Source organism: Rhizobium sp. WYJ-E13 (assembly GCF_018987265.1).
In the GTDB taxonomy this organism is placed as follows: domain Bacteria; phylum Pseudomonadota; class Alphaproteobacteria; order Rhizobiales; family Rhizobiaceae; genus Rhizobium.
In genome coordinates, this window is the sequence record NZ_CP076853.1 from 3,909,532 (window position 1) to 3,935,366 (window position 25,835).

General features: G+C 59.3%; 22 protein-coding genes and 1 pseudogene. 12 read left to right on the plus strand and 11 right to left on the minus strand.

What is annotated here, in order from left to right:
• Nucleotides 1–28 precede the first annotated feature (28 nt).
• Nucleotides 29–466 carry a metallopeptidase family protein gene (locus tag KQ933_RS19380; protein WP_216756360.1) on the plus strand — a complete coding sequence of 146 codons (438 nt, stop codon included), beginning with the start codon at nt 29–31 and terminating at the stop codon, nt 464–466.
• 2 nt (nt 467–468) lie between these two features.
• On the opposite strand, the gene KQ933_RS19385 is transcribed toward KQ933_RS19380, so the two are convergent.
• Both KQ933_RS19385 and KQ933_RS19390 read right to left on the minus strand, forming a co-directional pair.
• Nucleotides 469–675 carry a DUF1737 domain-containing protein gene (locus KQ933_RS19385; RefSeq protein ID WP_216756361.1) on the minus strand — a complete coding sequence of 69 codons (207 nt, stop codon included), beginning with the start codon at nt 673–675 and terminating at the stop codon, nt 469–471.
• Complete coding sequence (locus tag KQ933_RS19390) at nt 675–1,580, minus strand: CoA ester lyase (protein ID WP_216756362.1); 906 nt, start codon at nt 1,578–1,580, stop codon at nt 675–677. Before KQ933_RS19390 ends, KQ933_RS19385 begins: the two co-directional genes overlap by 1 nt.
• 113 nt (nt 1,581–1,693) lie before the next feature.
• Between KQ933_RS19390 and KQ933_RS19395 the strand changes: the two genes are divergently transcribed.
• The 3 genes and pseudogenes from KQ933_RS19395 (at nt 1,694) to leuD (ending at nt 3,196) form a co-directional block, all read left to right on the plus strand.
• Complete coding sequence (locus tag KQ933_RS19395; RefSeq protein ID WP_113310222.1) at nt 1,694–1,924, plus strand: hypothetical protein; 231 nt, start codon at nt 1,694–1,696, stop codon at nt 1,922–1,924.
• Between the two features lie 109 nt (nt 1,925–2,033).
• Nucleotides 2,034–2,452: pseudogene (locus KQ933_RS19400) on the plus strand (VOC family protein).
• Nucleotides 2,453–2,587: 135 nt separating this feature from the next.
• Nucleotides 2,588–3,196: a 3-isopropylmalate dehydratase small subunit gene (leuD, locus tag KQ933_RS19405; RefSeq protein WP_216756363.1), complete on the plus strand. Its 609-nt coding sequence runs from the start codon at nt 2,588–2,590 to the stop codon at nt 3,194–3,196.
• 67 nt (nt 3,197–3,263) lie between these two features.
• Here leuD and KQ933_RS19410 read toward each other — a convergent pair whose 3' ends face one another.
• Complete coding sequence (locus tag KQ933_RS19410) at nt 3,264–4,196, minus strand: pyridoxal-phosphate dependent enzyme (protein ID WP_216756364.1); 933 nt, start codon at nt 4,194–4,196, stop codon at nt 3,264–3,266.
• 181 nt (nt 4,197–4,377) lie between these two features.
• Between KQ933_RS19410 and leuB the strand changes: the two genes are divergently transcribed.
• Together leuB and lpxE are read left to right on the plus strand one after the other, a co-directional pair.
• Nucleotides 4,378–5,490 (plus strand): 3-isopropylmalate dehydrogenase, encoded by a 1,113-nt coding sequence (gene leuB, locus KQ933_RS19415; protein ID WP_216756365.1) that lies wholly within the window; start codon nt 4,378–4,380, stop codon nt 5,488–5,490.
• Nucleotides 5,491–5,685: 195 nt separating this feature from the next.
• Nucleotides 5,686–6,420, plus strand: coding sequence for a lipid A 1-phosphatase LpxE (gene lpxE / locus KQ933_RS19420; protein ID WP_216756366.1), 735 nt, complete (start codon nt 5,686–5,688; stop codon nt 6,418–6,420).
• A 69-nt stretch (nt 6,421–6,489) separates the two neighbouring features.
• Here lpxE and KQ933_RS19425 read toward each other — a convergent pair whose 3' ends face one another.
• Nucleotides 6,490–8,376, minus strand: a complete 1,887-nt coding sequence (locus tag KQ933_RS19425) for an MFS transporter (RefSeq protein WP_216756367.1) — start codon at nt 8,374–8,376, stop codon at nt 6,490–6,492.
• A 260-nt stretch (nt 8,377–8,636) separates the two neighbouring features.
• Here KQ933_RS19425 and KQ933_RS19430 point away from each other — a divergent pair, with 260 nt between their 5' ends.
• The 3 genes from KQ933_RS19430 to KQ933_RS19440 all read left to right on the plus strand — a co-directional run bounded on the left by KQ933_RS19430 (nt 8,637) and on the right by KQ933_RS19440 (nt 10,982).
• Nucleotides 8,637–8,846, plus strand: coding sequence for a hypothetical protein (locus KQ933_RS19430; RefSeq protein ID WP_216758954.1), 210 nt, complete (start codon nt 8,637–8,639; stop codon nt 8,844–8,846).
• Nucleotides 8,847–8,958: 112 nt separating this feature from the next.
• On the plus strand, nt 8,959–9,993 hold the full coding sequence (locus KQ933_RS19435; RefSeq protein WP_216756368.1) for an aspartate-semialdehyde dehydrogenase: 1,035 nt from the start codon (nt 8,959–8,961) through the stop codon (nt 9,991–9,993).
• Nucleotides 9,994–10,160: 167 nt separating this feature from the next.
• Nucleotides 10,161–10,982, plus strand: a complete 822-nt coding sequence (locus KQ933_RS19440) for a lytic transglycosylase domain-containing protein (RefSeq protein ID WP_216756369.1) — start codon at nt 10,161–10,163, stop codon at nt 10,980–10,982.
• Between the two features lie 51 nt (nt 10,983–11,033).
• On the opposite strand, the gene KQ933_RS33750 is transcribed toward KQ933_RS19440, so the two are convergent.
• The 3 genes from KQ933_RS33750 to pdxY form a co-directional block, all read right to left on the minus strand.
• Complete coding sequence (locus KQ933_RS33750; RefSeq protein ID WP_301925019.1) at nt 11,034–11,168, minus strand: hypothetical protein; 135 nt, start codon at nt 11,166–11,168, stop codon at nt 11,034–11,036.
• 401 nt (nt 11,169–11,569) lie between these two features.
• The gene (locus KQ933_RS19445) at nt 11,570–12,217 is read right to left on the minus strand and encodes a carbonic anhydrase (protein WP_216756370.1); all 648 of its coding nucleotides are present in this window, start codon (nt 12,215–12,217) and stop codon (nt 11,570–11,572) included.
• A gap of 56 nt (nt 12,218–12,273) precedes the next feature.
• Nucleotides 12,274–13,149, minus strand: a complete 876-nt coding sequence (gene pdxY / locus KQ933_RS19450; RefSeq protein ID WP_216756371.1) for a pyridoxal kinase PdxY — start codon at nt 13,147–13,149, stop codon at nt 12,274–12,276.
• A gap of 277 nt (nt 13,150–13,426) precedes the next feature.
• Here pdxY and KQ933_RS19455 point away from each other — a divergent pair, with 277 nt between their 5' ends.
• Both KQ933_RS19455 and KQ933_RS19460 read left to right on the plus strand, forming a co-directional pair.
• Entirely contained in the window at nt 13,427–18,205 is a 4,779-nt protein-coding gene (locus tag KQ933_RS19455; protein ID WP_216756372.1) for an NAD-glutamate dehydrogenase, read from the plus strand.
• Entirely contained in the window at nt 18,202–19,620 is a 1,419-nt protein-coding gene (locus tag KQ933_RS19460) for an MFS transporter (protein WP_216756373.1), read from the plus strand. The genes KQ933_RS19455 and KQ933_RS19460 overlap by 4 nt, the downstream gene beginning before the upstream one ends.
• Nucleotides 19,621–19,666: 46 nt before the next feature.
• Here KQ933_RS19460 and purH read toward each other — a convergent pair whose 3' ends face one another.
• The 4 genes from purH to htpX form a co-directional block, all read right to left on the minus strand.
• Nucleotides 19,667–21,283 carry a bifunctional phosphoribosylaminoimidazolecarboxamide formyltransferase/IMP cyclohydrolase gene (gene purH, locus KQ933_RS19465; RefSeq protein ID WP_216756374.1) on the minus strand — a complete coding sequence of 539 codons (1,617 nt, stop codon included), beginning with the start codon at nt 21,281–21,283 and terminating at the stop codon, nt 19,667–19,669.
• A gap of 92 nt (nt 21,284–21,375) precedes the next feature.
• Complete coding sequence (locus KQ933_RS19470; RefSeq protein WP_216756375.1) at nt 21,376–23,043, minus strand: heparinase II/III family protein; 1,668 nt, start codon at nt 23,041–23,043, stop codon at nt 21,376–21,378.
• Between the two features lie 102 nt (nt 23,044–23,145).
• Nucleotides 23,146–24,537, minus strand: a complete 1,392-nt coding sequence (locus tag KQ933_RS19475) for an RsmB/NOP family class I SAM-dependent RNA methyltransferase (RefSeq protein ID WP_216756376.1) — start codon at nt 24,535–24,537, stop codon at nt 23,146–23,148.
• Nucleotides 24,528–25,490 (minus strand): zinc metalloprotease HtpX, encoded by a 963-nt coding sequence (gene htpX / locus KQ933_RS19480; protein WP_216756377.1) that lies wholly within the window; start codon nt 25,488–25,490, stop codon nt 24,528–24,530. Before htpX ends, KQ933_RS19475 begins: the two co-directional genes overlap by 10 nt.
• Before the next feature lie 111 nt (nt 25,491–25,601).
• On the opposite strand from htpX, the gene KQ933_RS19485 reads away from it, so the two are divergent.
• On the plus strand, nt 25,602–25,826 hold the full coding sequence (locus tag KQ933_RS19485; protein ID WP_216756378.1) for a DUF1674 domain-containing protein: 225 nt from the start codon (nt 25,602–25,604) through the stop codon (nt 25,824–25,826).
• The last annotated feature ends 9 nt before the right edge of the window (nt 25,827–25,835 follow it).

Sequence of the window (25,835 nt, forward strand, 5' to 3'; positions counted from 1 at the left end):
ATATGGGCCGGCAAAGGAAGGAATATTCATGGCCCAGATAGACCAGAGCGATGATTGGCGGGACCGCCACGCGCCGACGATCAGCGCCTTCGAGTCGCTGGCAATGGAGGCCTACAGCCATCTGCCGGACGAATTTCGCAAGCTGACGACCAATCTGACCATCGAGATCGAGGATTTCCCCGATGACGAAGTCTTTGAGGATATGGCGCTGGAAACGCCCTTCGACCTGCTCGGCCTTTTCGAAGGCCGCGGCATCTCGGAACGCTTTACCCTGGAAACCGGGGAGATGCCGAACCGCATCCGCCTCTATCGCCGTCCGATCCTCGATTACTGGGCAGAAAATGACGAGACGCTGGGTGACATCATCACCCATGTGCTGATCCATGAGATCGGCCACCACTTCGGTCTCAGCGACGATGACATGGAACGCATCGAGGCGAGCGCCGAAGAGGCTGCTGAACGCTGATATTATTGCTCGGACAGCTTCATGTCCGGGTCATAATCCTTGCCCTCGACCTCCTTGACGACCGACTGGCCGCACTGCATCTGGCCAGTCGCAGCGTTGAAGGCATAGGTGGGCGAACCGGATAGTGACCAGCCCTTGTTCAGCGCCGCCGTCACCTTGTGGCAGAAGGAAGCGTCGTCAGGACCTGTCAGGAAGCGGTAGAGTTTCATCAGGCGGGCTTTCTTGCAGAAATCAGGTGCGCTTTATGAACCAGAGCTTCGGCCTGGACAAGATGCAGCCGCTCGATCATCCGTCCGTTCGCATTGATGACATTGAGCCCTCCGGTAACCGGATCGGCGAAGGCAGCAATGATGGCCTCCGCCTCCGCGATGTCCTCCGCGCTTGGCCCGAAATGCCGGTTGGCGGCTACAATCTGTGCCGGATGGATCAGCATCTTGCCAACAAAGCCCATGGCGCGGCCCTGCCCGCATTCGGTATCGAAGCCATCGCCATCCTGGAAATCGTTGAAGACGCTGTCGAGCGCATCGAGACCGTAGGCCTTTACCGCCAAAACGACCTGCATCAGCCAAGGCACGAGATAGGTTCGCCCCGGCTGCGGCAAGACGCCCGTTTCCTTGCGCAAATCGTTGAGCCCGACGACTAGGCAATCAAGCCGCGATCCCGGCGTGCGGCCGGATTCAGTGATCGCTGCGGCATTCAGCACGCCGCGCGGCGTCTCGATCATCGCCCAGATCCGCAATTCTTCCGGCGCATAGGCCTCGGCAAGCAGGTCGTTGATATCAGTCACATCCTGTGGCTCATCCACCTTCGGAAGGAGAACGGCATCGGGCGAAAGCGCCTTGACGAGTTCCAGATCCGCCAGCCCGAATCCGGATGACAAAGAATTGATACGAATGATCCTTTCCTTGCTTTCGAGCGGCGGCCCGGCAAAAAAGGCCTTCAGATTATCGCGCGCTTCCGCCTTCTTCTCGGGCGCGACGGAATCCTCCAGATCGAAAATAAACGCATCGCAATCAAGGGAATGGGTCTTTTCAAGTGCACGCGCATTGATGGCGGGCACGCTCAGCACCGAGCGGCGCAAACGCAGGGAACGAAGAGGTGGTGTTCGGCTCATGGACCATTAGTGCCAAGCTTCGCAAAGCCCTGCAAGACAACAAAAAGCCATGCTTGGCTTGCAGAGAGGAAAAAGAAGGACCACATTCCTTTCCGTAGAAAGGTCTTTAACCGATGCAGAACATTCGCTCCATCTTCTTCATGCTCGCTGGCGCCACCGTTTTCGTGGCCATGCTGCTTCTTACCTTTTCGGTCACGCTCGCCGTCGGCGGCATCCTGACCGTGCTTATGGTTGGCCGCGCCCTTTCGATGAAGATGAAGCCCGCTCCCGTCCGCGCTCGCGCTGACGGCAAGCGCGAGATGCGCGTCTGGAACGACGGCCGCGGCACGATCATCGATCTCTGATCGCTTTTCGCTGAAAATGTGACCAACATTGTCGGCTCACGCTTCCATGCTACGTCCTTGAAGCAGCCAGGCATTCGGCCGGCACTTTAAAAACGAATGGAGGACGAGCATGGATGCGACGAAGAGCAACCAGACCAAAATGCCGCCGGTCAAGAATGGCCTGCTTCCTATCTGACGGTCGATGGCGCGGTAAAGGCTGCGGAATTCTACAAGAAGGCTTTCGGCGCCGAACAGGCCTATATCGTGCCGCCCGACGAGAGTGGCCGCACGATGCATGTGCACCTTTATATCAACGGCAGCTCGCTGATGCTGTCGGATGCCTATCCGGCATATGGCCATCCCTTCAAAGGCCATGAAGGTTTCGCCATCCAGCTGGTTATCGACGATATCGATTTCTGGTGGGATCGCGCCGTTGCTGCTGGCGCCGAAGTGGTCATGCCGGTCGAACTGATGTTCTGGGGTGACCGCTACGGCCAGCTTCGCGATCCGTTCGGCGTGCTCTGGGGCCTGAACGCACCGTCCAAGTAAAGGGACACGTATATAATCAGCGGCCGCGCGAAACGTCGCGTGGCCTCCATTAACGAAAGATTCTTCTTCATTTCGATAAAAAACTGGAATAGATGCAAATCAGAAAGTACGTTTTGCTGAAATGGAGCATGGGTCATGGATAAATTCGTGAAGCTCACGGGCGTTGCAGCCCCTTTGCCGGTCGTCAATATCGACACCGACATGATCATTCCGAAGGACTATCTGAAGACCATTAAGCGCACCGGCCTTGGCAAAGGCCTTTTCGCCGAAGCCCGCTTCAACGAAGACGGCTCCGAAAACCCTGATTTCGTGTTGAACAAGCCCGCCTACCGCGAGGCAAAGATCTTGGTTGCCGGCGACAATTTCGGCTGCGGCTCCTCGCGTGAGCATGCTCCCTGGGCACTGCTCGATTTCGGCATCCGCTGCGTGATCTCCACCAGCTTCGCCGACATTTTCTACAACAACTGCTTCAAGAACGGCATCCTGCCGATCAAGGTCAGCCAGGAAGAGCTCGACAAGCTGATGGACGATGCCGAGCGTGGCTCCAACGCTGTTCTGACCGTCGACCTCGAAAACCTCGAAATCACCGGTCCGGACGGCGGCTCGATCAAGTTCGCTCTCGATGAATTCAAGCGTCACTGCCTGCTGAACGGTCTCGACGATATCGGCCTGACGATGGAAAAGGGCAAGGCGATCGACGACTTCGAAAAGAAGAACGCCGCCTCGCATCCCTGGGCCGCCTGAGCCCCGACGAATTGCCTATCAATCAAGCCGGGCTCTCGCCCGGCTTTTTCTTTTCTTTGGTCGCAGCTCAGAGAAACTTCTCTTTCCAGGCATCAAGCTTTTCGAGCGACACGCCGATGCCGCCGCAAACTTCGATCAGCGGGTTGTCGAAACGGGAGAGTAGACCGGCATGCACGTCCGCAACAGCGAGCGCCGCACCGCAGGCCGGCTCCACCAGAATGCGCTGCGCGTCGGCAAATTTCAGGCAGGCGGCCACGGCATCGGCATCGCTGACGAGAACGCTTTCGATCGGATGATGCTTCGGCAGGTCGAAAACATATCGCGCCACCTGCCGCGCGCCAAGCGACGTGGCAATCGAGGTGATGGCCGGAAGCGAGATGCGCTCATTGGCCTTCAGGCTGGCATTGAAGGAGGCCGCGCCTTCCGTCTCGACGGCAATAACAGGCACGTCTGAAAGTCCATTCCGCTTCAACCCTTCGACAATGCCGGCAAGCAGTCCGCCACCGCCAACACTGGTAACGACGCAATCGAATTTGGCGTCCTTTGCCACGACTTCGTCGATCAGCGTGGCATGGCCATCCCACAGAAGTGGGTGATCGAAGGGATGCACATAGGTCGCCTTGCGGCTCTCAGCGAGTTCGATCGCATGCGCATTGGCCTCGTCAAAGACAGATCCATGGACCAGCACATTGGCGCCCGTTGCGGCAATCGTCTTGCGCACATCAGGCGCCGTCGTCTCTGGCACCACGATGGTGACCGGCACGCCGAGCGCCCGCCCGGCACAGGCTGCGGCAATGCCGGCATTGCCGCCGGAGGCGCAAAAGATCTCGCGCGCACCGTTTTCGACCTCGTGCTGACAAAGCCGGCCGACCCCGCGCAGCTTGAAGCTGCCGGAAGGCTGCAGTGCATCGAGCTTCAGCCAGAGCGGCTTGCCGCTGGCGCTGTAATCGGGTGCCGTCTGAAGGAGGGGCGTGTCGAGATGGAGAGGCGCGAAAGACATGGGAGAATATCCGGAAAAGAACAGGTGGGGCTGTCGTTCTAGCCCGTTTGCGGCCACGGGAGCAACCTTGCCGGACATCACATGAGGCGGAGGCAAGCGTACCGATTCACCCTTTCTCTCGCTTGAAATGCCCATTTCCGGGGTCTAAGAAACCGCAACCTGTTTTTCCGCGGAGGCTTTCATGACAGTGCGCAATCTTTTCCTGCTGCCGGGCGACGGCATCGGCCCCGAAGCCATGGGCGAGGTCCGCAAGATCATCGCCTATATGAACGAAGCAATGAATGCCGGCTTCGTCACCGACGAAGGCCTCGTTGGCGGCTGCGCCTACGATGCGCATGGTGCGGCAATCTCCGAAAACGACATGAAGAAGGCGCTTGCCGCCGATGCCGTACTCTTCGGCGCCGTCGGCGGCCCGAAATGGGATAGTGTTCCCTACGAAGTGCGCCCGGAAGCCGGCCTGTTGCGCCTGCGCAAGGATCTGGAACTCTTCGCCAATCTGCGTCCGGCGATCTGCTATCCCGCGCTCGCTTCCGCTTCCTCACTGAAGCCGGAACTGGTCGAGGGTCTCGACATCCTCATCATCCGCGAACTGACGGGCGGTGTTTACTTCGGCGAGCCGAAGGAAATAATCGATCTCGGCAATGGCCAGAAGCGCGGCATCGATACCCAGGTTTACGACACTTACGAGATCGAGCGTATCGCCGGTGTCGCCTTTGAAATGGCCCGCACCCGCAACAATCGCGTCTGCTCGATGGAAAAGCGCAACGTCATGAAATCGGGCGTCCTCTGGAACCAGGTCGTGACCGAAACGCACAAGGCGAAATATTCCGACGTGCGGCTCGAACATATGCTGGCCGATGCCGGCGGCATGCAACTCGTGCGCCAGCCGAAGCAGTTCGACGTCATCGTCACGGACAATCTCTTCGGCGACATGCTGTCGGACGTTGCCGCCATGCTGACTGGTTCGCTCGGGATGCTGCCTTCCGCCTCACTCGGCGCGCCTGACGGAAAGACCGGCAAGCGCAAGGCGCTCTATGAGCCGGTGCACGGCTCGGCGCCCGACATCGCCGGCAAGGGCATCGCCAATCCGATTGCCATGATTGCCTCCTTCGCTATGTGCCTTCGCTATTCCTTCAATCTGGTCAAGGAAGCAGATAATCTTGAAAAAGCGATAGCCAACGTGCTCGACAAGGGCATCCGCACTGGCGACATCATGGCACCGGGCAGCCGCCAGGTCGGCACCGTCGAGATGGGCGACGCCATCCTCAACGAGTTCAAGATCCTTTCCGCCTGATATTTCACGTGAAACGCTTGTCGGCCCTTCGCACCCGTGCGGAGGGCTTTTTACTTGGCACGGTCTTATCCATCGGCGTCCAGAGCGGTCATTACCGAAATTGATTAGAAATTATCTGAGCAAACCCGTTCTCTGTCGTAATCCTGTGCATTTTTACCGCCTATCTCATACCCATGGGTTATACGGATAGTAGGAATGCGGGAACTTCTGGTCTCCTTGGACAGGCGCTGGCGCAGAAATGGATGCGTCATGCCACCATTGCGGTGGCGCGCATGCCTTTTCATTACTTTGAATGCCGTCATCCTTTCTATGCTGATCTTCGATGCACCGATTGGTGCCGGCCACCTGCCGGAACCCATTCAGCGCTTCGGGGAGATGTTGACCGATTTTGGCGATTCCGCCTGGCTGATCCTCACCAGCGTCCTGCTCTTCTTCCACGGCAGAGCTGGCTACAGGCTCTTGAAGAGCGCAAGGGCCAAGGCCCAGGCGCTCTATGTGAGCTGGATCGGCGCCTATCTGTTCACGACCGTTGTCTTTTCCGGCCTGCTCGCAAACCTTCTGAAACGCACGATCGGTCGAGCGCGTCCCGAACATTTCCACGATCTCGGCGTGCTTTCCTTCACGCCCTTCTCCGGCCATGCAGCACTGGAGAGCTTCCCGTCAGGTCATTCGACCACGGTGGGCGCTTTCTTTGCCGCCCTTGCCCTGCTCTTCCCGCGCTACCGGTTTCCCTTCATCGCTTGCGCCATCTGGTTCGGCATGACGCGTGTCATGGTCGGCGCGCACTATCCGAGCGATGTCATTGCCGGCCTCGCCTTCGGCGCCTGGTTCTCGCTGCTGACGGCAATCGTCTATGCCCGCTACGGCCTGCTTTTCAAACTTGCGCCAGATGGCTGGCCGATGTCCAAGCGATACTTCCCAGACGCATAAGAAATGGCGCATGAAAAACCCGGCGCCTTTCGAGCGCCGGGTCTTTGATTTCAATATGTTCGCCACGCCTTAATCCAGCGCATGAATATCCCGGTTCTTGGTTTCCGGCAGGAACAGCATGCCGATGACCAGCGTGATCGCTGCGAAGACGATCGGATACCAGAGGCCATAATAAATGTTGCCGGCAGCGGCACTCATCGCGAAGGCCGTAGCAGGCAGCAGGCCGCCGAACCAGCCATTGCCGATATGATAGGGCAGCGACATGCCGGTATAGCGAATGCGGGTCGGGAAGAGTTCGACCAGTAGGGCCGCGATCGGGCCGTAGACCATCGTCACGTAGAACACGAGCACGAACAGGATAGCGATCGTACCAACCCAGTTGACGCGGGCAGGGTCGGCTGCCATCGCAAACGAACCACCGCCAGGGATCGTGTAGACGGCCATGTCCGTCACGCTTTTTGCTTCATCCGCCGTCAGCAGCTTGCCGGCAACGAGTTTGTCGACCGGTAGCGTTTCCTTCTGGCCGGCACGTATCGCATCGGCATTGAGGGTGAGTTCCGGATTGGCGGCAATGAAAGCATCGAGCTTGGCATCGGCAACCTTGGCAGCACCGCGCTTCAGCGGATAGCCAGCATCATGAAGGGCAAGATTGACACCCTTTTCGAAGGCTGCATTGGTCTTGGCGGCATCGGCACCGGCAGCAACGGCGTCGTAACCGGTGATCGTTTCGTCACCGACCTTTACGATTGCCGGCTGGCCGGCTGGACCCGCCACCACGTCATAAGGCACCGAGTTCTTGGTCAGGAACGCCGTTGCGATATCGCAGGAACTGGTGAACTTGGAAGTACCAGTCGGATTGAACTGGAACTTGCAATCCGCCGGATCGGCCGTCACCGTTGCCCGAATCGTCGCCTGCGCCTCATAGAGAGCCGGATTTGCCGTATAAGTCATCGCCTTGAACAGCGGGAAATAGGTGACCGCTGCAATCAGCAGACCCGCCATGATGATCGGCTTGCGGCCGATCCTGTCCGACAGTCCGCCGAAGATGACGAAGAACGGCGTGCCGAGGAAGAGGGCGATAGCGACCATGATGTTGGCCGACAGCAGATCGACCTTCAGCACGTTCTGCAGGAAGAACAGAGCGTAGAACTGACCGCCGTACCAGATGACCGCCTGGCCCATGGTGGCGCCGAGAAGCGCGATCAGCGCGATCTTGGCATTCTTCCACTGACCGAATGCTTCCGTCAGCGGCGCCTTCGATCCCTTGCCTTCCGCCTTCATGCGCTGGAAGGCGGGCGACTCGTTCATCTTCAACCGGATCCAGACGGAAATACCGAGCAGGACGACCGAAACGAGGAACGGAATGCGCCAGCCCCAGGCGGCAAAGGCGGTCGAGCCCATGATCGACTGGACCGTGACGATGACGATCAGCGACAGGAAGAGACCGAGTGTTGCCGTCGTCTGGATCCAGGACGTAAAGTAGCCGCGGCGACCGTTTGGAGCATGTTCGGCAACGTAAGTGGCCGCACCGCCATATTCGCCGCCGAGAGCCAGGCCCTGCAGCAGGCGCAGGCCGATCAGGATGATCGGAGCAGCAATGCCGATGGAAGCAGCCCCCGGCAGGATGCCGACCAGGAAGGTCGACATGCCCATGATGAGAATGGTCACCAGGAAGGTGTATTTGCGACCGACGAGATCGCCGAGGCGGCCGAAGACCAGTGCGCCGAACGGACGCACCAGGAAGCCCGCAGCGAAGGCGAGCAGCGTGAAGATGTTACGCGTCGCTTCCGGATACTGGGTGAAATAGGTCGCACCGATATAGGTGGCGAGCGAACCGTAAAGATAGAAGTCATACCATTCGAAAACCGTGCCGAGCGACGAGGCGAAGATGACTTTCTTCTCCTCGCCTGTCATCGGGCCGGCTTTCACACCGTCGACGCTTGCGACATCTGCCATTGTCTGTCCTCCACAGAGTGATGAGCAACGGTCGCGGCCTACTCTCCTCAAAGCATACTTCTGCCACGACACGCCTGACAGAAGTTTGACAGAAAAGACGCGCCAGAAAGAGGGATGCTTTGGGATTATGACTTTAGTCTAATTTTTGTGCGTGGATCACCGCAGACACGGCACGCCCCACGAAAACGGCGAGAAGCATACGCATGGACCCCCTCCGTTTTTCGTTGCAGTCATTGCAACAGGATCGATTCCTCCCGGCAATGGTGCCCTCTGCCTGCTCCAACTGCATGCGCAAAAACCTTGACTCCTGTGGAAAACCCTTTAGGAGCAACGGTGGAAAAGGAATATCCATGGTTCGCTACGAGCACGCCATCGCTAAGCACAATCACCTGGCAGAAGATGCCGGGCTGGATCTTGCCGTTCCGGTTTCTTCCAAAACCAAGGCCAAAACGACGACGAAAACCGTCTGACGTCTCTGGCCTGCCGCTCTCTCCCCGGCTCGGCTGGGGACAGGAAGCCGCGATGATATCGCGCCTTCCCCCTCACCGGACAAGAGGAGAGAAGAAAAAGAGAGCTTGAGAAATGGGTTTCAAAGTTGCAGTTGCCGGAGCCACCGGAAATGTCGGGCGGGAAATGCTCAACATTCTCTCCGAGCGCGGTTTCCCGGCCGATGAAGTCGTAGCACTCGCCTCCTCCCGCTCCCAGGGCCTCGAGGTTTCCTACGGCGATCGGACACTGAAGGTCTCCAATCTGGAGAACTACGATTTCTCCGACACCGATATCTGCCTGATGTCGGCCGGCGGCGAGGTTTCCAAGCGCGTCTCCCCGAAGATCGGCCAGCAGGGCTGCGTCGTCATCGACAATTCCTCGGCATGGCGCTACGACGCCGACGTGCCGCTGATCGTTCCGGAAGTAAATCCGGACGCGATTTCGCTCTTCACAAAGCGTAACATCATTGCCAACCCGAATTGCTCGACCGCCCAGCTCGTCGTCGCGCTGAAGCCGCTGCATGACTTCGCCAAGATCAAGCGCGTCGTCGTCTCGACTTACCAGTCGGTTTCCGGCGCCGGCAAGGACGGCATGGACGAGCTCTTCAACCAGACACGCGCCGTCTTCGTCGCCGATCCGATCGAGAACAAGAAGTTCACCAAGCGAATCGCCTTCAACGTCATCCCGCACATCGACACCTTCATGGAAGATGGCTACACGAAGGAAGAGTGGAAGGTTCTGGCTGAAACGAAGAAGATGCTGGACCCGAAGATCAAGGTGACCTGCACTGCGGTGCGCGTTCCCGTCTTCATCGGCCATTCGGAATCGGTCAACATCGAATTCGAAAACGAGATCACGGCCGACCAGGCCCGCGATATCCTGCGCGATGCGCCGGGTTGCCTTGTCATCGACAAGCACGAGGATGGCGGCTACATCACGCCTTACGAATCTGCCGGCGAGGACGCGACCTTCATTTCGCGCATCCGTGAAGATGCCACCGTCGAAAACGGCCTCAACATCTGGGTGGTCTCCGACAACCTGCGCAAGGGTGCAGCTCTCAACGCCATCCAGATCGCCGAACTGCTCGTCAATCGGGGTCTCGTCAAGCCGCGCAAGCAAGCAGCCTGATACCATTTGTAAACCATAATATGCTAAAGCCCTGCTCGACGAGTGGGGCTTTTCGGGCAAATACCGCCGTATAAGCGTTCGCTAAAGGCGACCGTGACAAAATCGCCGGTGACTGGCATTCTCTTGCCCGGCCTGAAAACTATGCAGATCGAGAGCGGGGTTTCTCAATGCGCATGACAAAATTGATTCTGGCGGCCGCCGCGGCAATGGGCGTCCTCCATGCCGTACCGGCGTTCGCGCAAGGAGCCCAGTGCGGTAACACCAGTGCCGGTTTCGAAGCCTGGGTTGCCGATTTCAAACAGACGGCGGCAGCCAATGGTGTGAGCCAGTCCGTCCTCAGCCGCGCCTTCGCCAATGTCAGCTACAACAAGCCGACGATTTCGGCCGACCGCGGCCAGAAGAGCTTCAAACTATCCTTCGATGCTTTCATGAAGAAGCGCGGCGGCGCCGCCATCATCTCTCGCGGACGGTCGATGAAAGCCGCCAACCAGGCTCTTTTCGCCTCGATCGAGCGCCGCTTCGGCGTTCCGGCCGGTCCGCTGATCGCCATCTGGGGCATGGAAACCGGCTTCGGCAGCTATATGGGCAACCAGCATACGATGTCCGCAGTCTCTACCCTCGCCTATGATTGCCGCCGCTCGGAATATTTCACAGACCAGCTTTATGCAGCATTGCAGCTCGTTTCGGAAGGCTATCTCAGCCCGCAAGCCCGAGGTGCTGCCCATGGCGAAATCGGCCAGACGCAATTCCTGCCACGCAACGTGGTGCGTTACGGCGCTGACGGTGACGGTGACGGCCGCATCGACATGGTCGGTTCCCGCGCCGACGCGCTGGCCTCGACCGCCAATTTTCTCAAGGGCCATGGCTGGCGTGCCGGCGCCGGCTACCAGCCGGGCGAACCGAACTTCGTCGCCATCCAGGGCTGGAACGCCGCAACGGTCTATCAGCAGGCGATCGCCTATATCGGCCAGCAGATCGACGGCAATTGAGGAGACGTCCGGTAGGAAAATGATACGACGCCGCATGCGAATGCGGCGTTTTCATATGCGGAAATCGTGGGTTCCCCCGGCAGCCTTGCGCCGCTCTTCCTGCGGTGCCGCGGAAGGAACAATAGTGCCGGCAACGACGCAATTGCGCCCCGAGGCCTTGGCCGCATAGAGCGCGTGCTTCAGCACGATGTCGCCGGCATCGTGGCCAACGGCTGGAAGGCTGGTGTTGAAACGCGCGCGTTTGCTGTCGACAAACTGCGCCTTTCCATCATGGGCGCCTTGGTCATCTCGCCAGGATTGTTGAGATAGGTTCGGATCGCAAAGAACTCTGCCAGGATCTCGTTGGCCGCATCGATCCTGCACGGGCAAGAACATCGGCAAAGAGATTGTTATTTTCGAGCGCGTGGTACTGCATGAGCGAGGAGCGGATCAACACCACTCGTTCAATACGAACGGCAGCAGGATAGCGACCGGCACTCACCTACTTGTATTCTTGAATTTCACCACTTCGAAATTCGTGACCAATCCGCGCGCGTAGCACTCCACAAGCGAGCTTACTGGACTATCTTAAAAACCGATAAAGCGGTCTATCCCCCGATTTCGGGACGGATGAAGTCGAGTGACTCAGAATCCATCACCCAGAGCTCGCCGGTCGAAATATCGAACCAGGCGCCATGAAGCTCCAGCTTGCCTTCTTCCTCGAGCGCCTTGATCTCGGGAAAAGTCCTGAGATTACTGATCGAGTTGCGGATGGAGACCCGCTCCAGCGCGGTCTGCCGCTCGGCCGGCGTCATGACGTCGTTGCTGCCGATCTGTTCGGCGGCCGGGCGGACGAGCGACATCCAGCGACCGATGAAATCGCCCGGCGACAAAGGCTCGGCATCAGGATCGAGTGCTGCACGAATGCCGCCGCAGCGGCCATGACCCATGACGACGATATTCTTGACCTTCAGGGCCTGCACAGCGAATTCGAGTGCTGCCGACGTAGAATGAAAATGGCCGTCCGGTTCAAAAGGCGGAACCATGTTGGCAACGTTGCGGATAACGAAGAGTTCACCGGGCCCTGCATCGAAGATCAGTTCGGGGGCCGCGCGCGAGTCGCTACAGGCAATGACGAGCGTCGTCGGGTTTTGCCCGTTTTCCGCAAGCTGCCGATACCGATCGCGGGCATCGGCATATCGTCCGCTCATGAAGTTGCGATAACCAGCCAGAAGGGAGTTGGGAAAGCTCATCATGCCCCTGGATTAACGCGCGCGTGAGCCAAGATCAATGCTGCGCTGCAAAGCGTGGCCTATTTTTTCCGCCGTTGGGCAGGATGGACGAGGTGACGCATCTGCACCATTGCCATAGGCGTCAAAAGGCTGGAGGCATCGCTTGCCAGCATCAGCTCATTGCTGCCGCGCTTGACGGCGCGCGCCAGCACTTCGAATACGCTGGCGGTCGCCAGTTGCAGCGCCTTTTCGTCCTCCATTCCCGAGAGCAGGCGGGACAGGAAGAGAGCCGCGAGCAAATCCCCGAGACCGTTCGGCGGATTCTCGACGACACGATGTTCGGCAAGCAGGGCATGTTTCCCGGAGAGATAGAGGTTACCGGTGCCGCCCGCCATCATCGGCACCGCCGACGTGACCAGCATGCGCGACGGACCGAGCGCAAGTGCAGCTTCCATGACCGCACTATTATCATCAAGCGCAGCGCCCGAAAGCCAGGCAAGCTCGTAGCGGTTCGGCGTTGCGAGCGAGGCAAGCGGTATCAAGTGGTCACGGATCGCTTCGGCCGTTGCTTCCGGTACGTAGAGGCCGCCGAGATCACCCATGACCGGATCGCAGACATAGAGCAGCTCCGGGTTCTTCTCACGCAAGGATGCAACGAGTTTCGCAACAGAGCGGGCCTGAGCCGCATTGCCGAAATAGCCGGATAGGACGGCCTTGACCTCGCCGATCCACGGCGCGCGAATGAGATCGTCGATCGCTGCCTCGAAATCGGCTTCGGCGAAAGTGAGTCGTGTCGAGCGGCCGTGACCGGGGTGCCAGGGTAGCACGATCGTCGGCAGTGCCCAGACCTGATGGCCGAGCGTTTCCAGCGCGAAGACCGCAGCGCGGTTTCCGACCGACCCGCGCACGACATGGCTGGAAATGACGATGACTGCGCCTGCTGCGTTTTCCGACATGGCATCCGAATCCGAATTTGACCGCCGTTGATGATCTTTTTGACAAGGCGCTGTCAACCATTCTTCACGCGAGCGTGGAAATGTGGGGACGGGTAGGAAAAGCCGGATAAGGACACTTTGCCGCCTATCGACACAAAACGACCTAAAAACTTTCGAAATCTCTCGCCAGCTTAGTCAAAAAAGCACGAAAACTACTTTTCGAAGCCGTTTTTTAAAGATTCTTTCGAAGAGCCTTCTGCTAACTTGCCCATATCAAAACAAATCGGGGGGATGATCCATGGCTGCCAGAAACAATCCGAAACGGGAAAAGCAGATCGAAAGCGCGCGCAAAATCGCGGCTGCGACTGGCGAACCTCATCTCGATCCCGAAATCCTCTTCGGCAGGGCCAGCGGCGACGATCTCGAACTCTATACGCCGGAAATGCTGGCGCTATCAGCCGTGCACTCGGCGGCCGAACTCGCCGCCTGGAACGGCAAGATGCCGCGTGTCAGCATCGATACGATCGCCGACGTCACCCCCGATGGCGTCGCGGTCTCCATTCTCTCGGTGACGGATCACAACAAGCCTTTCCTCTACGAATCCGTGATGGGCGAGGTGACCAGCACCCATCGCGACATCTACATGGCGGTTCACCCGATCCTGATCATGGAAGACGGCAAGGCTCCGAAACTTTACTCCGCTGATGTGCCGAGCGATCCGGCAAAGCGGGTCAGCCATATCCAGCTTCATATCTCGCCGCTCGCCGCCTCTCAGGCCGCCGATCTCATCAAGCGCATCAAGGCAGTGCTCGAGCAGGTGGAGCTGGCCGTTTCCGACTGGAAGCCGATGCTGTCGCGCGTCGACGAGGTGATCACGGAGCTTTCGAACTACAATGCCAGCCGCAAGAAAGCCGATCGTGATGAGGCAGTCGCCTTTCTGACCTGGCTGCACGACGAGAATTTCACCTTCCTCGGCATGCGCGATTACGTCTATTCCGGAAAGGGACCGGATGCGAAGGTTGAACGCGACAAGGGAACGGGCCTCGGCATTCTCTCCAACCCCGAAGTTCTGGTTCTGCGCACTGGCAAGGACGCGGTGACGACGACACCCGAGATCCTCGCCTTCCTCGATGGCCCGGACTTCCTGATCGTCACCAAAGCCAATGTGAAGTCCACGGTCCATCGCCGCGCTTACATGGACTATGTCGGCGTCAAACGTTTCGACGCACAGGGCAACGTGACAGGAGAGCTGCGTATCGTCGGCCTCTTCACCTCGACCGCCTATACCTCGTCCGCTACCGAAATCCCGCTGTTGCGCTCCAAGATCGAAAAAGTGAAGGAGCATTTCGGCTTCGACCCGATGAGCCATTCGGGCCGTATGCTCGACAACACGCTTGAATCCTACCCGCGCGACGATCTTTTCCAGATCGATACCACGCTGCTTGCGAGCTTCGCCGAGCAGATCAACGATCTAGTCGATCGCCCGCGCGTTCGCGCCCTACCGCGCGTCGACCATTTCGACCGCTTCGTTTCTGTCATCGTCTTCGTACCGCGCGAAGAATATGATTCGATCGTGCGCGAACGCATCGGTACCTATTTGAAGACCGTCTATGACGGCCGCGTTTCCGCTTATTACCCCGCCTTCCCGGAAGGTGGCGTGGCGCGCGTGCACTTCATCATCGGTCGTTCCGGCGGTAAGACGCCACGCATCCCTCAAGCCAAGCTCGAGGAGACGATCCGCCAGATCACCGCGCGCTGGGACAGCCGCTTCGAGATGCTCGCCGGCCCCAAGGCGCCGAAGCTCAGCGTCAGCAACGCCTTCCAGGAAGCCTTCACGCCGGATGAAGCGGTCGGCGATCTGCCCGACATCGCCGCATGCGCAGCCGGCGAGCCGATCCGCATCGAATTCTACTATCGCCAGGACGATGAACGCGGCCGCATCCTGTCGCTGAAGATCTTCCATAGCGGCGAGCAACTGCCGCTGTCGCGCCGCGTGCCTCTACTCGAAAACCTCGGCTTCAACGTCCTGAGCGAACGGACCTTTGATATCGAAGTTCCGGCCGCCGACGGCGCCATCAACATCATCGTGCTGCACGACATGGAACTCGAGGCCCGCAGCGGTGCGGACATCGACCTCGCACGTTTTGGCGCACCGCTCGAAGAGGCTTTCGTCGCAGCCTTCAGCGACACGATTGACAATGACAGCTTCAACCGGCTGATCCTGTCGGCCGGCCTCTCGGCCCGCGAGGTGAACGTACTGCGCGCCTATGCGCGCTATCTGCGCCAGGCTGGCATCGCCTATTCGCAGGACTATATCGCAACCACCCTCGACAAATATCCTGCCATCACCGCCTCGATCTTCCGGCTGTTCCACGACACGCTCGATACGAAGCTGTCGGAAAAGGCTCGTATCAAGAAGCTCGCCGAACTGCATCAGGCAATCGAAACCGAGCTTGCCAACGTGCCGAGCCTGGATGACGACCGTATCCTACGCCGCTACATCAATATCGTCGATGCGACGCTGCGCACCAATTATTTCCAGCGCAATGCCGATGGAACACCGAAGGCGATGCTCGCCTTCAAGCTCGACCCGCATCTGGTCGATGGCCTGCCGGAACCGAAGCCTTTCCGTGAAATCTTCGTTTATGGCGTCGAGGTAGAAGGCGTGCATCTGCGCTTTGGCCGCGTTGCCCGCGGCGGCCTGCGCTGGTCGGACCGCGCCGAAGATTACCGTACCGAAGTGCTGGGTCTCGTGAAGGCGCAGCAGGTCAAAAATGCCGTGATCGTGCCTGTCGGCGCCAAGGGCGGTTTCTATCCCAAGAAACTGCCGGTCGGCGGCAGCCGCGAGGAAATCTTCAATGCGGGTCGTGAAGCTTACAAGACCTATATCCGCACGCTGCTTTCCATCACCGACAACATCTCCGGTGCCGATATCATCCCGCCTGATAATACGGTGCGGCTCGATGGCGACGACCCCTACTTCGTCGTCGCGGCCGACAAGGGCACGGCAACCTTCTCAGACACCGCCAATGCGCTTGCTCAGGAGGCCGGTTTCTGGCTGGACGATGCCTTCGCCTCAGGTGGCTCGGCAGGCTACGACCACAAAAAGATGGGCATCACCGCGCGTGGTGCCTGGGAAACGGTGAAGCGCCACTTCCGCGAGATGGACATCGATATCCAGACGACGCCCTTTACGGTAGCTGGCGTCGGCGACATGTCCGGTGACGTCTTCGGCAACGGCATGTTGCTCTCGCCGAAGATCAGGCTGGTCGCCGCTTTCGATCACCGCGATATCGTCATCGACCCCGATCCCGATATGGAAAAGACGCTTCGCGAGCGCCAGCGCCTCTTCAATCTTCCGCGCTCGAGCTGGCAGGACTTCGACAAGTCCATGCTCTCGAAAGGCGCCATGATCATCTCGCGCTCGGCAAAGTCGGTTACGCTGACGCCGGAGGCTGTGGCGGCAATCGGCATCGACAAGGCGGTCGCCACGCCCTTCGAGATCATGACGGCGATCCTGAAGAGCCCGGTCGACCTGCTCTGGTTTGGCGGCATCGGCACTTACGTGAAGGCAGCGTCGGAAACTGATGCGGAAGTGGGCGATCGCGCCAACGACCCGATCCGCATTACGGCCGACGAAGTACGCGCCAAGGTAATCGGCGAGGGCGCCAATCTTGGCGTTACGCAGAAGGGCCGCATTGCCTATGGCCTGAAGGGTGGACGCAGCAATTCGGATGCTATCGACAACTCTGCAGGCGTCAACACGTCGGACGTCGAGGTCAATATCAAGATCGCGCTGGCAAACGCCATGCATGAACAGCGCCTCAGTCGGGCGAAACGCGACCAGCTTCTCGGCAGTATGACCGATGAAGTGGCCGGCCTCGTGCTGCGCAACAACTACCTGCAGTCCCTCGCAATCTCGCTGACATCTCGCAAGGGAACGGCAAACGGCCTGGAACTCGGCCGTTTCATGAGCGTGCTGGAAGCGGCCGGCCAGCTGAACCGCAAGGTCGAGACGCTTCCCGACGACGCCTCGCTGTCCGAACGCTACACGGCCGGACGGCCGCTGACGCGCCCCGAGATCGGCGTGCTGCTCTCCTATGCCAAGATCGTGCTCTTCGACGCGCTGATCGCCAGTGAATTACCTGATGACCCTTATTTCGTCAGCACGCTCTTCAACTACTTCCCGGCCAAGATGCAGAAGTCGAACGCATCCGACATCGACACTCACCGGCTGAAGCGGGAAATCGTCGCGACTGTCCTCGCAAATGAGGCGATCAACCGCGGCGGGCCGAGCTTTGCCGTGAGCATGATGGATGCCACAGCGGCCTCTGCCTCTGAGGTGGTGCGCGCTGCGATCGTCGCCCGTGATGGCTTTGATCTCAACCGGCTATGGGCCGAAACAGATGCCCTGGACAACAAGGTTTCCGGCGAGGTCCAGAACCGGATTTACGAGGAAATCACCAATAGCTTCACCGTGCTGACACGTCTGCTGCTGAAGACCGGCATGACTCGAGGCGGTATGGCTGAAATCATTAGCCGGCTGCAGGCTGCCCTGAAAAAACTCAAACCTGCCTTTGCCGAGCAGGCGGCAACCGAAGTCTCAGCGCGCCAGCAGGAGTACCAGCAGTCCGGCCTGCCGGAAAAACTGGCCGCCGAAATTGCAGCCCTGCCGACCCTCGCCCTCGTGCCGGAAATAATGCAGATCGCTGAACGGACCGACGAGGCGCTGCCGCGTGCAGCCGAAAACTACTTTGCCGTCACCCGAACCTTCCGTGTCGGGCGGCTGCTTGCCGCGGGTAACCGCATCATCACCTCCGACCATTACGAAAACCTCGCCCTTGCCCGCAGCATCGACCAGATCGCCAGCGCCCGTCGCGATATTGTGATCTCCGCACTTTCCGATCACGGCAAGGAAAAGCAGCCGGTCCAGGCCTGGCATGCGCAGGACAGGATCCGCATCAACCGTATCGTCGAGGAACTTGCGAGCCTCAGTGATGGCGCAGATCCGAACCTCGCCCGCATCACTGTTGCCGCGGGCATCCTGACCGACCTTGCGCGCGACCGGGCGAGATGAGACAGTCCGCCCCAAAAAGGAGCGGACGCTTGAATCGCATTGACTGGACAGGAACGCAGCCGCCGAAAGCCACGGAGAAGGGCATATGGGGCTGGATGCTCTTCGATTGGGCAGCCCAGCCTTTCTTCACCGTGGTCACCACCTTCATTTTCGGCCCCTACTTCGTCTCGCGACTGACGGCTGATCCCGTCTCCGCGCAGACGATGTGGAGCAATATGGCAACGATTTCCTCTATTATCATCGCCATCCTGTCTCCCATACTGGGCTCCATTGCCGATCAGTCAGGCGCGCGCAAACCCTGGATCGCCTTCTTCGCCGTCATCAAGATCGTCAGCCTCTGCTGCCTATGGTTCGCGGCACCCGGCTCGCCGATCATCTATCCCGTCATCTTCATGATCCTCGCCTCGATTTCGGCAGAGTTTTCTATCGTCTTCAACGATTCCATGATGCCGCGTCTCGTCGGCAAGGATGAAGTGGGCAAGCTTTCCAACACTGCCTGGGGCCTCGGCTATCTCGGCGGCATGATCGTGCTGATCGGCGTCGTGGCACTGCTGGCCGGCAGCCCGGAAAGTGGCAAGACCATTCTGGGCCTCGACCCGCTTTTCGGTCTCGATCCTCATACGGGTGAGGATGCGCGTGTCACTGGTCCGATTTCGGCCGTCTGGTATCTGATCTTCATCCTGCCAATGTTCTTCTTCACGCCGGATGCCCGCAAAGGCCTGCCTTTTGCCTTTGCCGTGCGTTTCGGTCTTAAGGAATTGCGCAGCACGCTCAGCGAGTTGAAGACGCGCCGCAGTATCCTGTCCTTTCTCATCGCCCGAATGATCTATCAGGATGGCGTCAACGGCCTGCTGATCCTCGGCGGCGCCTTCGCTGCCGGCATGTTTGGCTGGGCAACGATCGAGATCGGCATCTACGGCATCATCCTCAACGTCGTCGCGATCCTCGGCTGCCTGATTGCCGGACGTATCGACAGGGGCATCGGCTCGAAGGTGACTGTCATCATCAGCCTCACCATGCTGTTGCTGGCCACGATCGGCATTATTTCCACCGGGCCGGGCTACACGTTCTTCGGACTGATGCCGCTTTCGACTGCCGACGGCGGTGGGCTTTTCGGCACGATGGCAGAAAAAGCCTATATTCTCTATGGCCTGTTGATCGGTCTTGCCTTCGGCCCGGTGCAGGCCTCGTCACGCTCCTATCTGGCGCGCAGCGTCAGTCTCGAAGAAGCCGGCCGCTATTTTGGCATCTATGCGCTCTCCGGCCGCGCCACGAGCTTCATGGCGACGCTGTTGTTTTCGATCGTCACCTATTTGACCGGATCGGCACATCTGGGCATGTCGACGCTGATCCTGTTTCTGGCCGGAGGCCTGGTGCTGCTGATCCGGACGCCCTATCCGGCGGATCGCGCGTAACAGGTCCCCCGGGCCGCAAGACCGGGGGACAAATTGGCTGTCCCGCTCAGTGGCGGAAATGGCGCATGCCGGTAAAGACCATCGCGACATTGTGTTCGTTTGCTGCGTCGATCACCTCCTGGTCGCGCATCGAACCGCCCGGCTGGATCACAGCGGTGGCGCCGGCGGCAATCATAGACAGCAGGCCGTCCGCGAAGGGCAGGAACGCCTCGGAGGCGACCGCCGAACCATGCGTCATCGGGACGGCAAGCCCGAGAGCCTTGGCCGCTTCTTCGGCCTTCAGCGCCGCGATGCGGGCGGAATCGACGCGGCTCATCTGACCGGCGCCAATACCCGCCGTCTGGCCATCCTTGGCGTAGACAACGGCATTGGACTTCACATGCTTGCCGACCTTGAACGCAAACTTCATGTCTTCGAGCTCCTGGGCCGTCGGTGCACGCTTGGTCACGACCTTCAGTTCAAGATCCTCGACCATGCCATTGTCGCGGCTCTGGACGAGCAGGCCACCGGAAACGGTCTTCGCGGTGATGCCGGCCGCACGCGCATCCGGCAGGCCGCCGGCTGAGAGCAGGCGCAGGTTCGGCTTGCGGGCGACGATTGCCTTCGCTTCATCTGTGACGTCAGGCGCGATGATGACCTCGGTGAAGAGCTTGATGATCTCTTCGGCCGTTTCCGCATCGAGTGTCCGGTTCAGTGCGATGATGCCGCCGAAAGCCGAAACGGAATCACAGGCAAGCGCACGCTTGTAGGCTTCGAGAAGCGTCGAACCGGTCGCAACGCCACAGGGATTGGCATGCTTGATGATAGCGCAGGCTGGCGACTTCTCCGGCAGGAACTCGGCGACCAACTCATAGGCCGCGTCGGTATCGTTGATATTGTTGTAGGAGAGCTGCTTTCCCTGCAGCAGGACGGCTGTCGAAACACCCGGGCGCTTTTCGCCTGTCACGTAGAAAGCGGCCTTCTGATGCGGGTTTTCGCCATAGCGCATCTCTTCCTTCAGGACACCGCCAATGGTGCGGTGGCGCGGCGTATCGATCGACAACGCCTCGGCAAACCAGTTGGAGATAGCAGCGTCGTAAGCGGCGGTGCGAGCATAGGCCTTAGCGGCCATGCGTTGGCGGAACGTGTAAACCGTCTTGCCGGCATCGGCCGAAAGCTGCTCGATCAACTCTGCATAATCGGTCGGGTCGGTGATGACGGTGACATAGGCATGGTTCTTGGCCGAAGCGCGGATCATTGCTGGACCGCCGATATCGATATTCTCGACCGTCGTCGGATAATCGCCGCCGGCCGCGCGAACATCCTCGAAGGGATAGAGATTGACGACCAGAAGATCGATACCGTCGATACCATGAGCCTTCATGGCTTTCTGATGCTCGGCATCGTCGCGGATTGCCAGCAGGCCGCCATGCACCTTTGGATGCAGGGTCTTCACGCGGCCGTCCATGATTTCCGGAAACTGCGTCACTTCGGAAACGTCGGTCACGGCAAGTCCTTCGGCCGCGATCGCCTTGTAGGTACCGCCAGTCGACAGCAGGCGCACGCCACGCGCAGAAAGGGCGCGGGCAAGTTCGATGATGCCGGTCTTGTCGAAGACAGAGAGCAGCGCGGTCTTGATCGCGACCTTGTCAGGGGCGGGGATTTTCTTGGAAATGACGGCCATGAACCTTCTCCGTTCGGGCTTCGGGAGACATCCGGGCAAGGGACGCTTGATGGGGCCGCGTTAGCACAGCTTGGAGCCGGCGCAAACAGCCGCTAGCTCTTGCGTGATAAAAACCAGCGAATTTCAGGTTTCTCTGCCAAATCGAAGTCGATCTCGATCTGGTCCGAGCTGCTGATGCCGGCGCTGTCGGCAAAGAAAATATCTTCAGAGATCAGCACCTCGTTGCCCGGTGAGGAAAATAACCAGCTTTCACCATCCGGCGCCGTCAGCAGCACGGATTCCGTGTCGTTCTGCCGCGGCACGATGGATGGATGGATGTGGAAGCGGGCAACTGCCCGCAGTGGACCTTCGCTGTGATATCGGTCATCGGCGACGAAACGGTCCATACCGGTCACGATGGAGCCGGCGGCATTGAGCGTCAGCTCCCGCTCATGGATGACACCGAAGGCATCGAGATAGCCATCATGGCTTGCCTTGATGCCTTCACGGCCGTCCTCGGTCTCCACGCGCTCGGCGATGACCGTTTCCACCGGCTCCGTCATCATATGGGCCAGAAAAGCCGAAGGAGAGAACCGGCTGGATGACGTATCGTTCAGGACCACAGTGGAATGGGCAGCCGTAGTGCGCGCCATCTGGGTATAGCGCTGGCCAGCGAATTTCGGTGATCCTGAATTGACGATAAAACGGTAACGGCCAGAAGACATTTCGAAGGAGAGACTGCCTGCATGAGCTGTTCTGAAGCAGCTGGGCGAGGGCGGTCCGGTATCGGCAATGATCACCGTCTTACCGGCCGCAAGTCGCTGATAGCGCGAATGCGGCAGCGCCTTGAAGGGCTGGCCCGCCGTCTCGTCATAGCGCAGCACGGACATCAGCTCATCCGCCAGCGTGGATGTCGCACCGTTGAAAAGCGCCAGATCGCCGTCCTGATGACGGAAGAAGCGCAGGGCAGGATACATGCGGTCAATACCCGAAATCAGCTTCTGCGGCAGGTCGTGACCGAGATTGACGTAAGTTTGTCTCAGCGGCAGCAGGTCGAGCAGCAACTCCAGTCCGATGCGCGGGTTGCGGGAGATATGACCTCCATCAGGCAGAATCTGACTATCGAATTCGCGGTCGAGCGCCTGGGCTGCCCGCCGCACTGTCGAGGCACGCACCGGCATGGCAACAGAGGCTGTGGCGAGCGCGATACGGAGGCGGAAGCGGACTTCGCCTGACGAATAGGGCGCCATACGGCGCAGATAGCCGATATGGAAGGAAAGCGACTTCATGAAGCGGCGATAGAAACCCCGATCGGCATTCTGCAGGACGACCGGAGAATGCGACAACCAGGCAATGACGCGCTGCGAGACGACATCGGTCTCCCAGGCGATGCCTTCGATCCTGCCTCCGTGAATCGAGAGCCAACTATCGACGATCATACGAGCGACGGCCGAACCGCGCTCGCTCTTATTGGCCCTCATATGCCGCAGCCAACCGAAGCTGTGGAGCCTGACTGCGAAAGCACGCGACGGGAGGGTCAACGTGAAAGGGGATTTTCCGCCTGTTTCCAGCATACGTCCGGCAAGCGGAAAACGGCCGTCTATGATTTCTTCCGCGACGTGTGAATCGATGCCTCTCAGATCCGTCGGCGCTACGATCAGGCGTTCCGGCACCGATATGGTATGGCGGGAAAAGCGCAAACGCAGAAGTGCGGCACGGCGCGTACCGCGCCGCCAAGCTTCCCGAACATACATGCTCGCAAGACGCCGACCGGACTGCATATCAATTGTCTATTGACCCTCGTGGTTAAGAATAGATGAATCGGAACCGATTTCATCAGCCACGATGTATTATTTTGTGATGAAGTTAGAATATAATAATCGTCAGTTGCGTCTGAGCACCGCTGCATAGAAGCCATCGAGGCCGGATGCAAAACCGTCAGGCATATCCAGCATTGTGGGAAGCGTGCGGAATTCGCCCAGCGGTGTGATCGCCTGGCTCATATCGGGCCATTTTTCTGCATCGATCGGCACACGTTCAACACCCTTCACATCTTCGAGAACGCGCTTCACGACCTCTTCGCCTTCCTGCGGATCGAGCGAACAATTGGAGAAGACAAGCAACCCGCCGGGATTGAGAAGCGTAACGGCATGGCGCAGAAGACGTTCCTGAAGTGCTGCCAGCTTGGCGATATCCTCGGCACCCTTCGTCCAGAGCACGTCGGGATGCCGGCGGGTCGTGCCCGTCGACGAGCACGGGGCGTCGAGAAGGATCGCATCAAAGCGCTCGGGCGGCTCGAATTTTGTAAGATCCGCCGCGACCGTTTCGGCTTCAAGGCCAAGCCGCTCAAGGTTGGAGCGCAAGCGCTTCAGCCGGTTTTCGGATTGGTCTATCGCCGTCACCTTGCCGCCGGCAAGAATGAGCTGCGCGGTCTTGCCGCCCGGCGCGGCACAGAGATCGGCGACGCGCTTGCCGGTGAGATCGCCGAAGAGCTTCGCGGGGATGCTTGCAGCCGCATCCTGAACCCACCATTCACCCTCTTCAAATCCTTCAAGCGAAGGAATACCCCCTTCGAAAGCGGAAAGCCGCACGCCGCCGGTTGGAAGTACCGTACCGTTCAGGCGTTCCGCCCAGCCTGCAGCATCGGATTTCACGGTGAGATCGATGGCGGCCGGCTCAAGCTGGGATTCGGAAATAGCAATTGCCAGCTCTTTCCCATAGGCCTTTTCAAGCCGCTCGATAAACCACATCGGCATTGGCGGAATGTCGGCGATGTCTGCGAGAATGTGCTCCTTCTCGCGGCCAAGACGGCGCAGGATGGCGTTGACGAGCTTGGCAAAACGGCGGTTGCGCGGATCCTGATTGGCCTGCTCGACTGCAAGGTCGACGGCGGAATGATCGGGAACGTCAAGGTAGAGAATCTGCGCGGCACCAACGGCAAGCACGTAATGCAAAGCTCGAGCGCCTTCCGGCAACGACGTTTCGAGCAGCGAGGCGATGGCGGCATCGATGCGGGGCAGATGCCTGAGCGTGGTGTTGAGGATGGCGCGTACCAGCGCACGATCACTTTCCCCAAGCACCTTATAGGCTGGATTTCCATGCTCGTGATCCAGCGCGCCATCGAGTGGCAGTTTCTTGTCGATGACGGCCGCAAGGATCTTCGCAGCCGCCGCGCGCGCAGGCAGGCCGGGCTTTACCGGCGCTGGCGCTGAGCGTTCTGCGGAAGGCTTATATTTATGAACTGGCTTCTTCTTGCCGTCTGAATTCAAGACCACGGACCTTTTGGCGGTTGCGAGTCGCCGCGGCCAGAACCGGCATTCGGGACCGATCGCGATTTGCGTGTCGGATTAGCAGCGCGAACCGGCTGCGTCGAGACGTCGAAGCCTCCGCGCGCCATTTCCTGCAGGGCAGCGATGCGGTTTTCGGTGTCCGGATGGGTCGAAAACAGGTTGTCCATGCGCTCGCCGGAGAGCGGATTGATGATGAACATGTGCGCAGTGGCCGGGTTGCGCTCCGCATCATAGTTCGGCACATGTGCTGCACCGCGAGCGATTTTCCCAAGCGCAGAGGCGAGCCACAGCGGGTTGCCGCAGATTTCAGCACCACGCCTGTCGGCCGAATATTCGCGCGTACGGCTGATCGCCATCTGCACCAGCATCGCAGCAAGTGGGGCAACGATCATCGCGACGAGCACGCCGATGAAGCCAAGAGGATTATTGTTGTTTTCGCGGTTGCCGCCGAAGAAGAAGGCAAAATTGCCGAGCATGGAGATCGCACCGGCAAGCGTGGCCGTGATCGTCATGGTCAGTGTATCTCGGTTCTGAACGTGAGCAAGTTCATGCGCCATCACGCCCGCAACCTCTTCCGGCGAGAGAGCCGCCAGCAGGCCGGTCGATGCGGCAACAGCAGCATTTTGCGGATTGCGGCCGGTCGCAAAGGCATTCGGCTGAGGGCTGTCATAGAGATAGACCTTCGGTATCGGCAGAGCGGCATTACGGGCTAGATCGCGCACGATTCGGAAATATTCCGGCGCGTTGCGCTCATCGACCTCCTGTGCCCGATAGGCCGACAGCACCATCCGGTCGGCATTCCAGTAGGAGAAGAAATTCATGCCGGCAGCGATGAGAAAGGCGATCATCATGCCGCCCCGGCCGCCGATCAAAAAGCCGACAAACATGAAAAGCGCCGTCATGAAGGCAAGCAACATGGCAGTACGCACGAGGTTCATCAGAGGTCTCCATCTCCTTGATTGCGACGCGATGCTTTAAATCCCGGCGCCGACGCACTATGATTTGGTTATTCGCCAGCCATTTTCAATATTTTTAGGCGGGAGTGCAGCATGCAGACGGCCGATAACGACAATGTGGAAACCCCGGTGCCCGAAGGCTCCGAGCCGCCACGCAAGATGCTTTCTCCTGCTGCCAGGCGTGCGCTTGCCGAAGCCGAGGAACGTCGTAGGAACGTCAAGCCCGCCGAATTGCCGCCAGAGATCGGCGGACGGGGCGGGGCGGAACCCTCCCGCTTCGGCGATTATGAAATCAACGGCCGCGCGATCGATTTCTAAGTAAATATT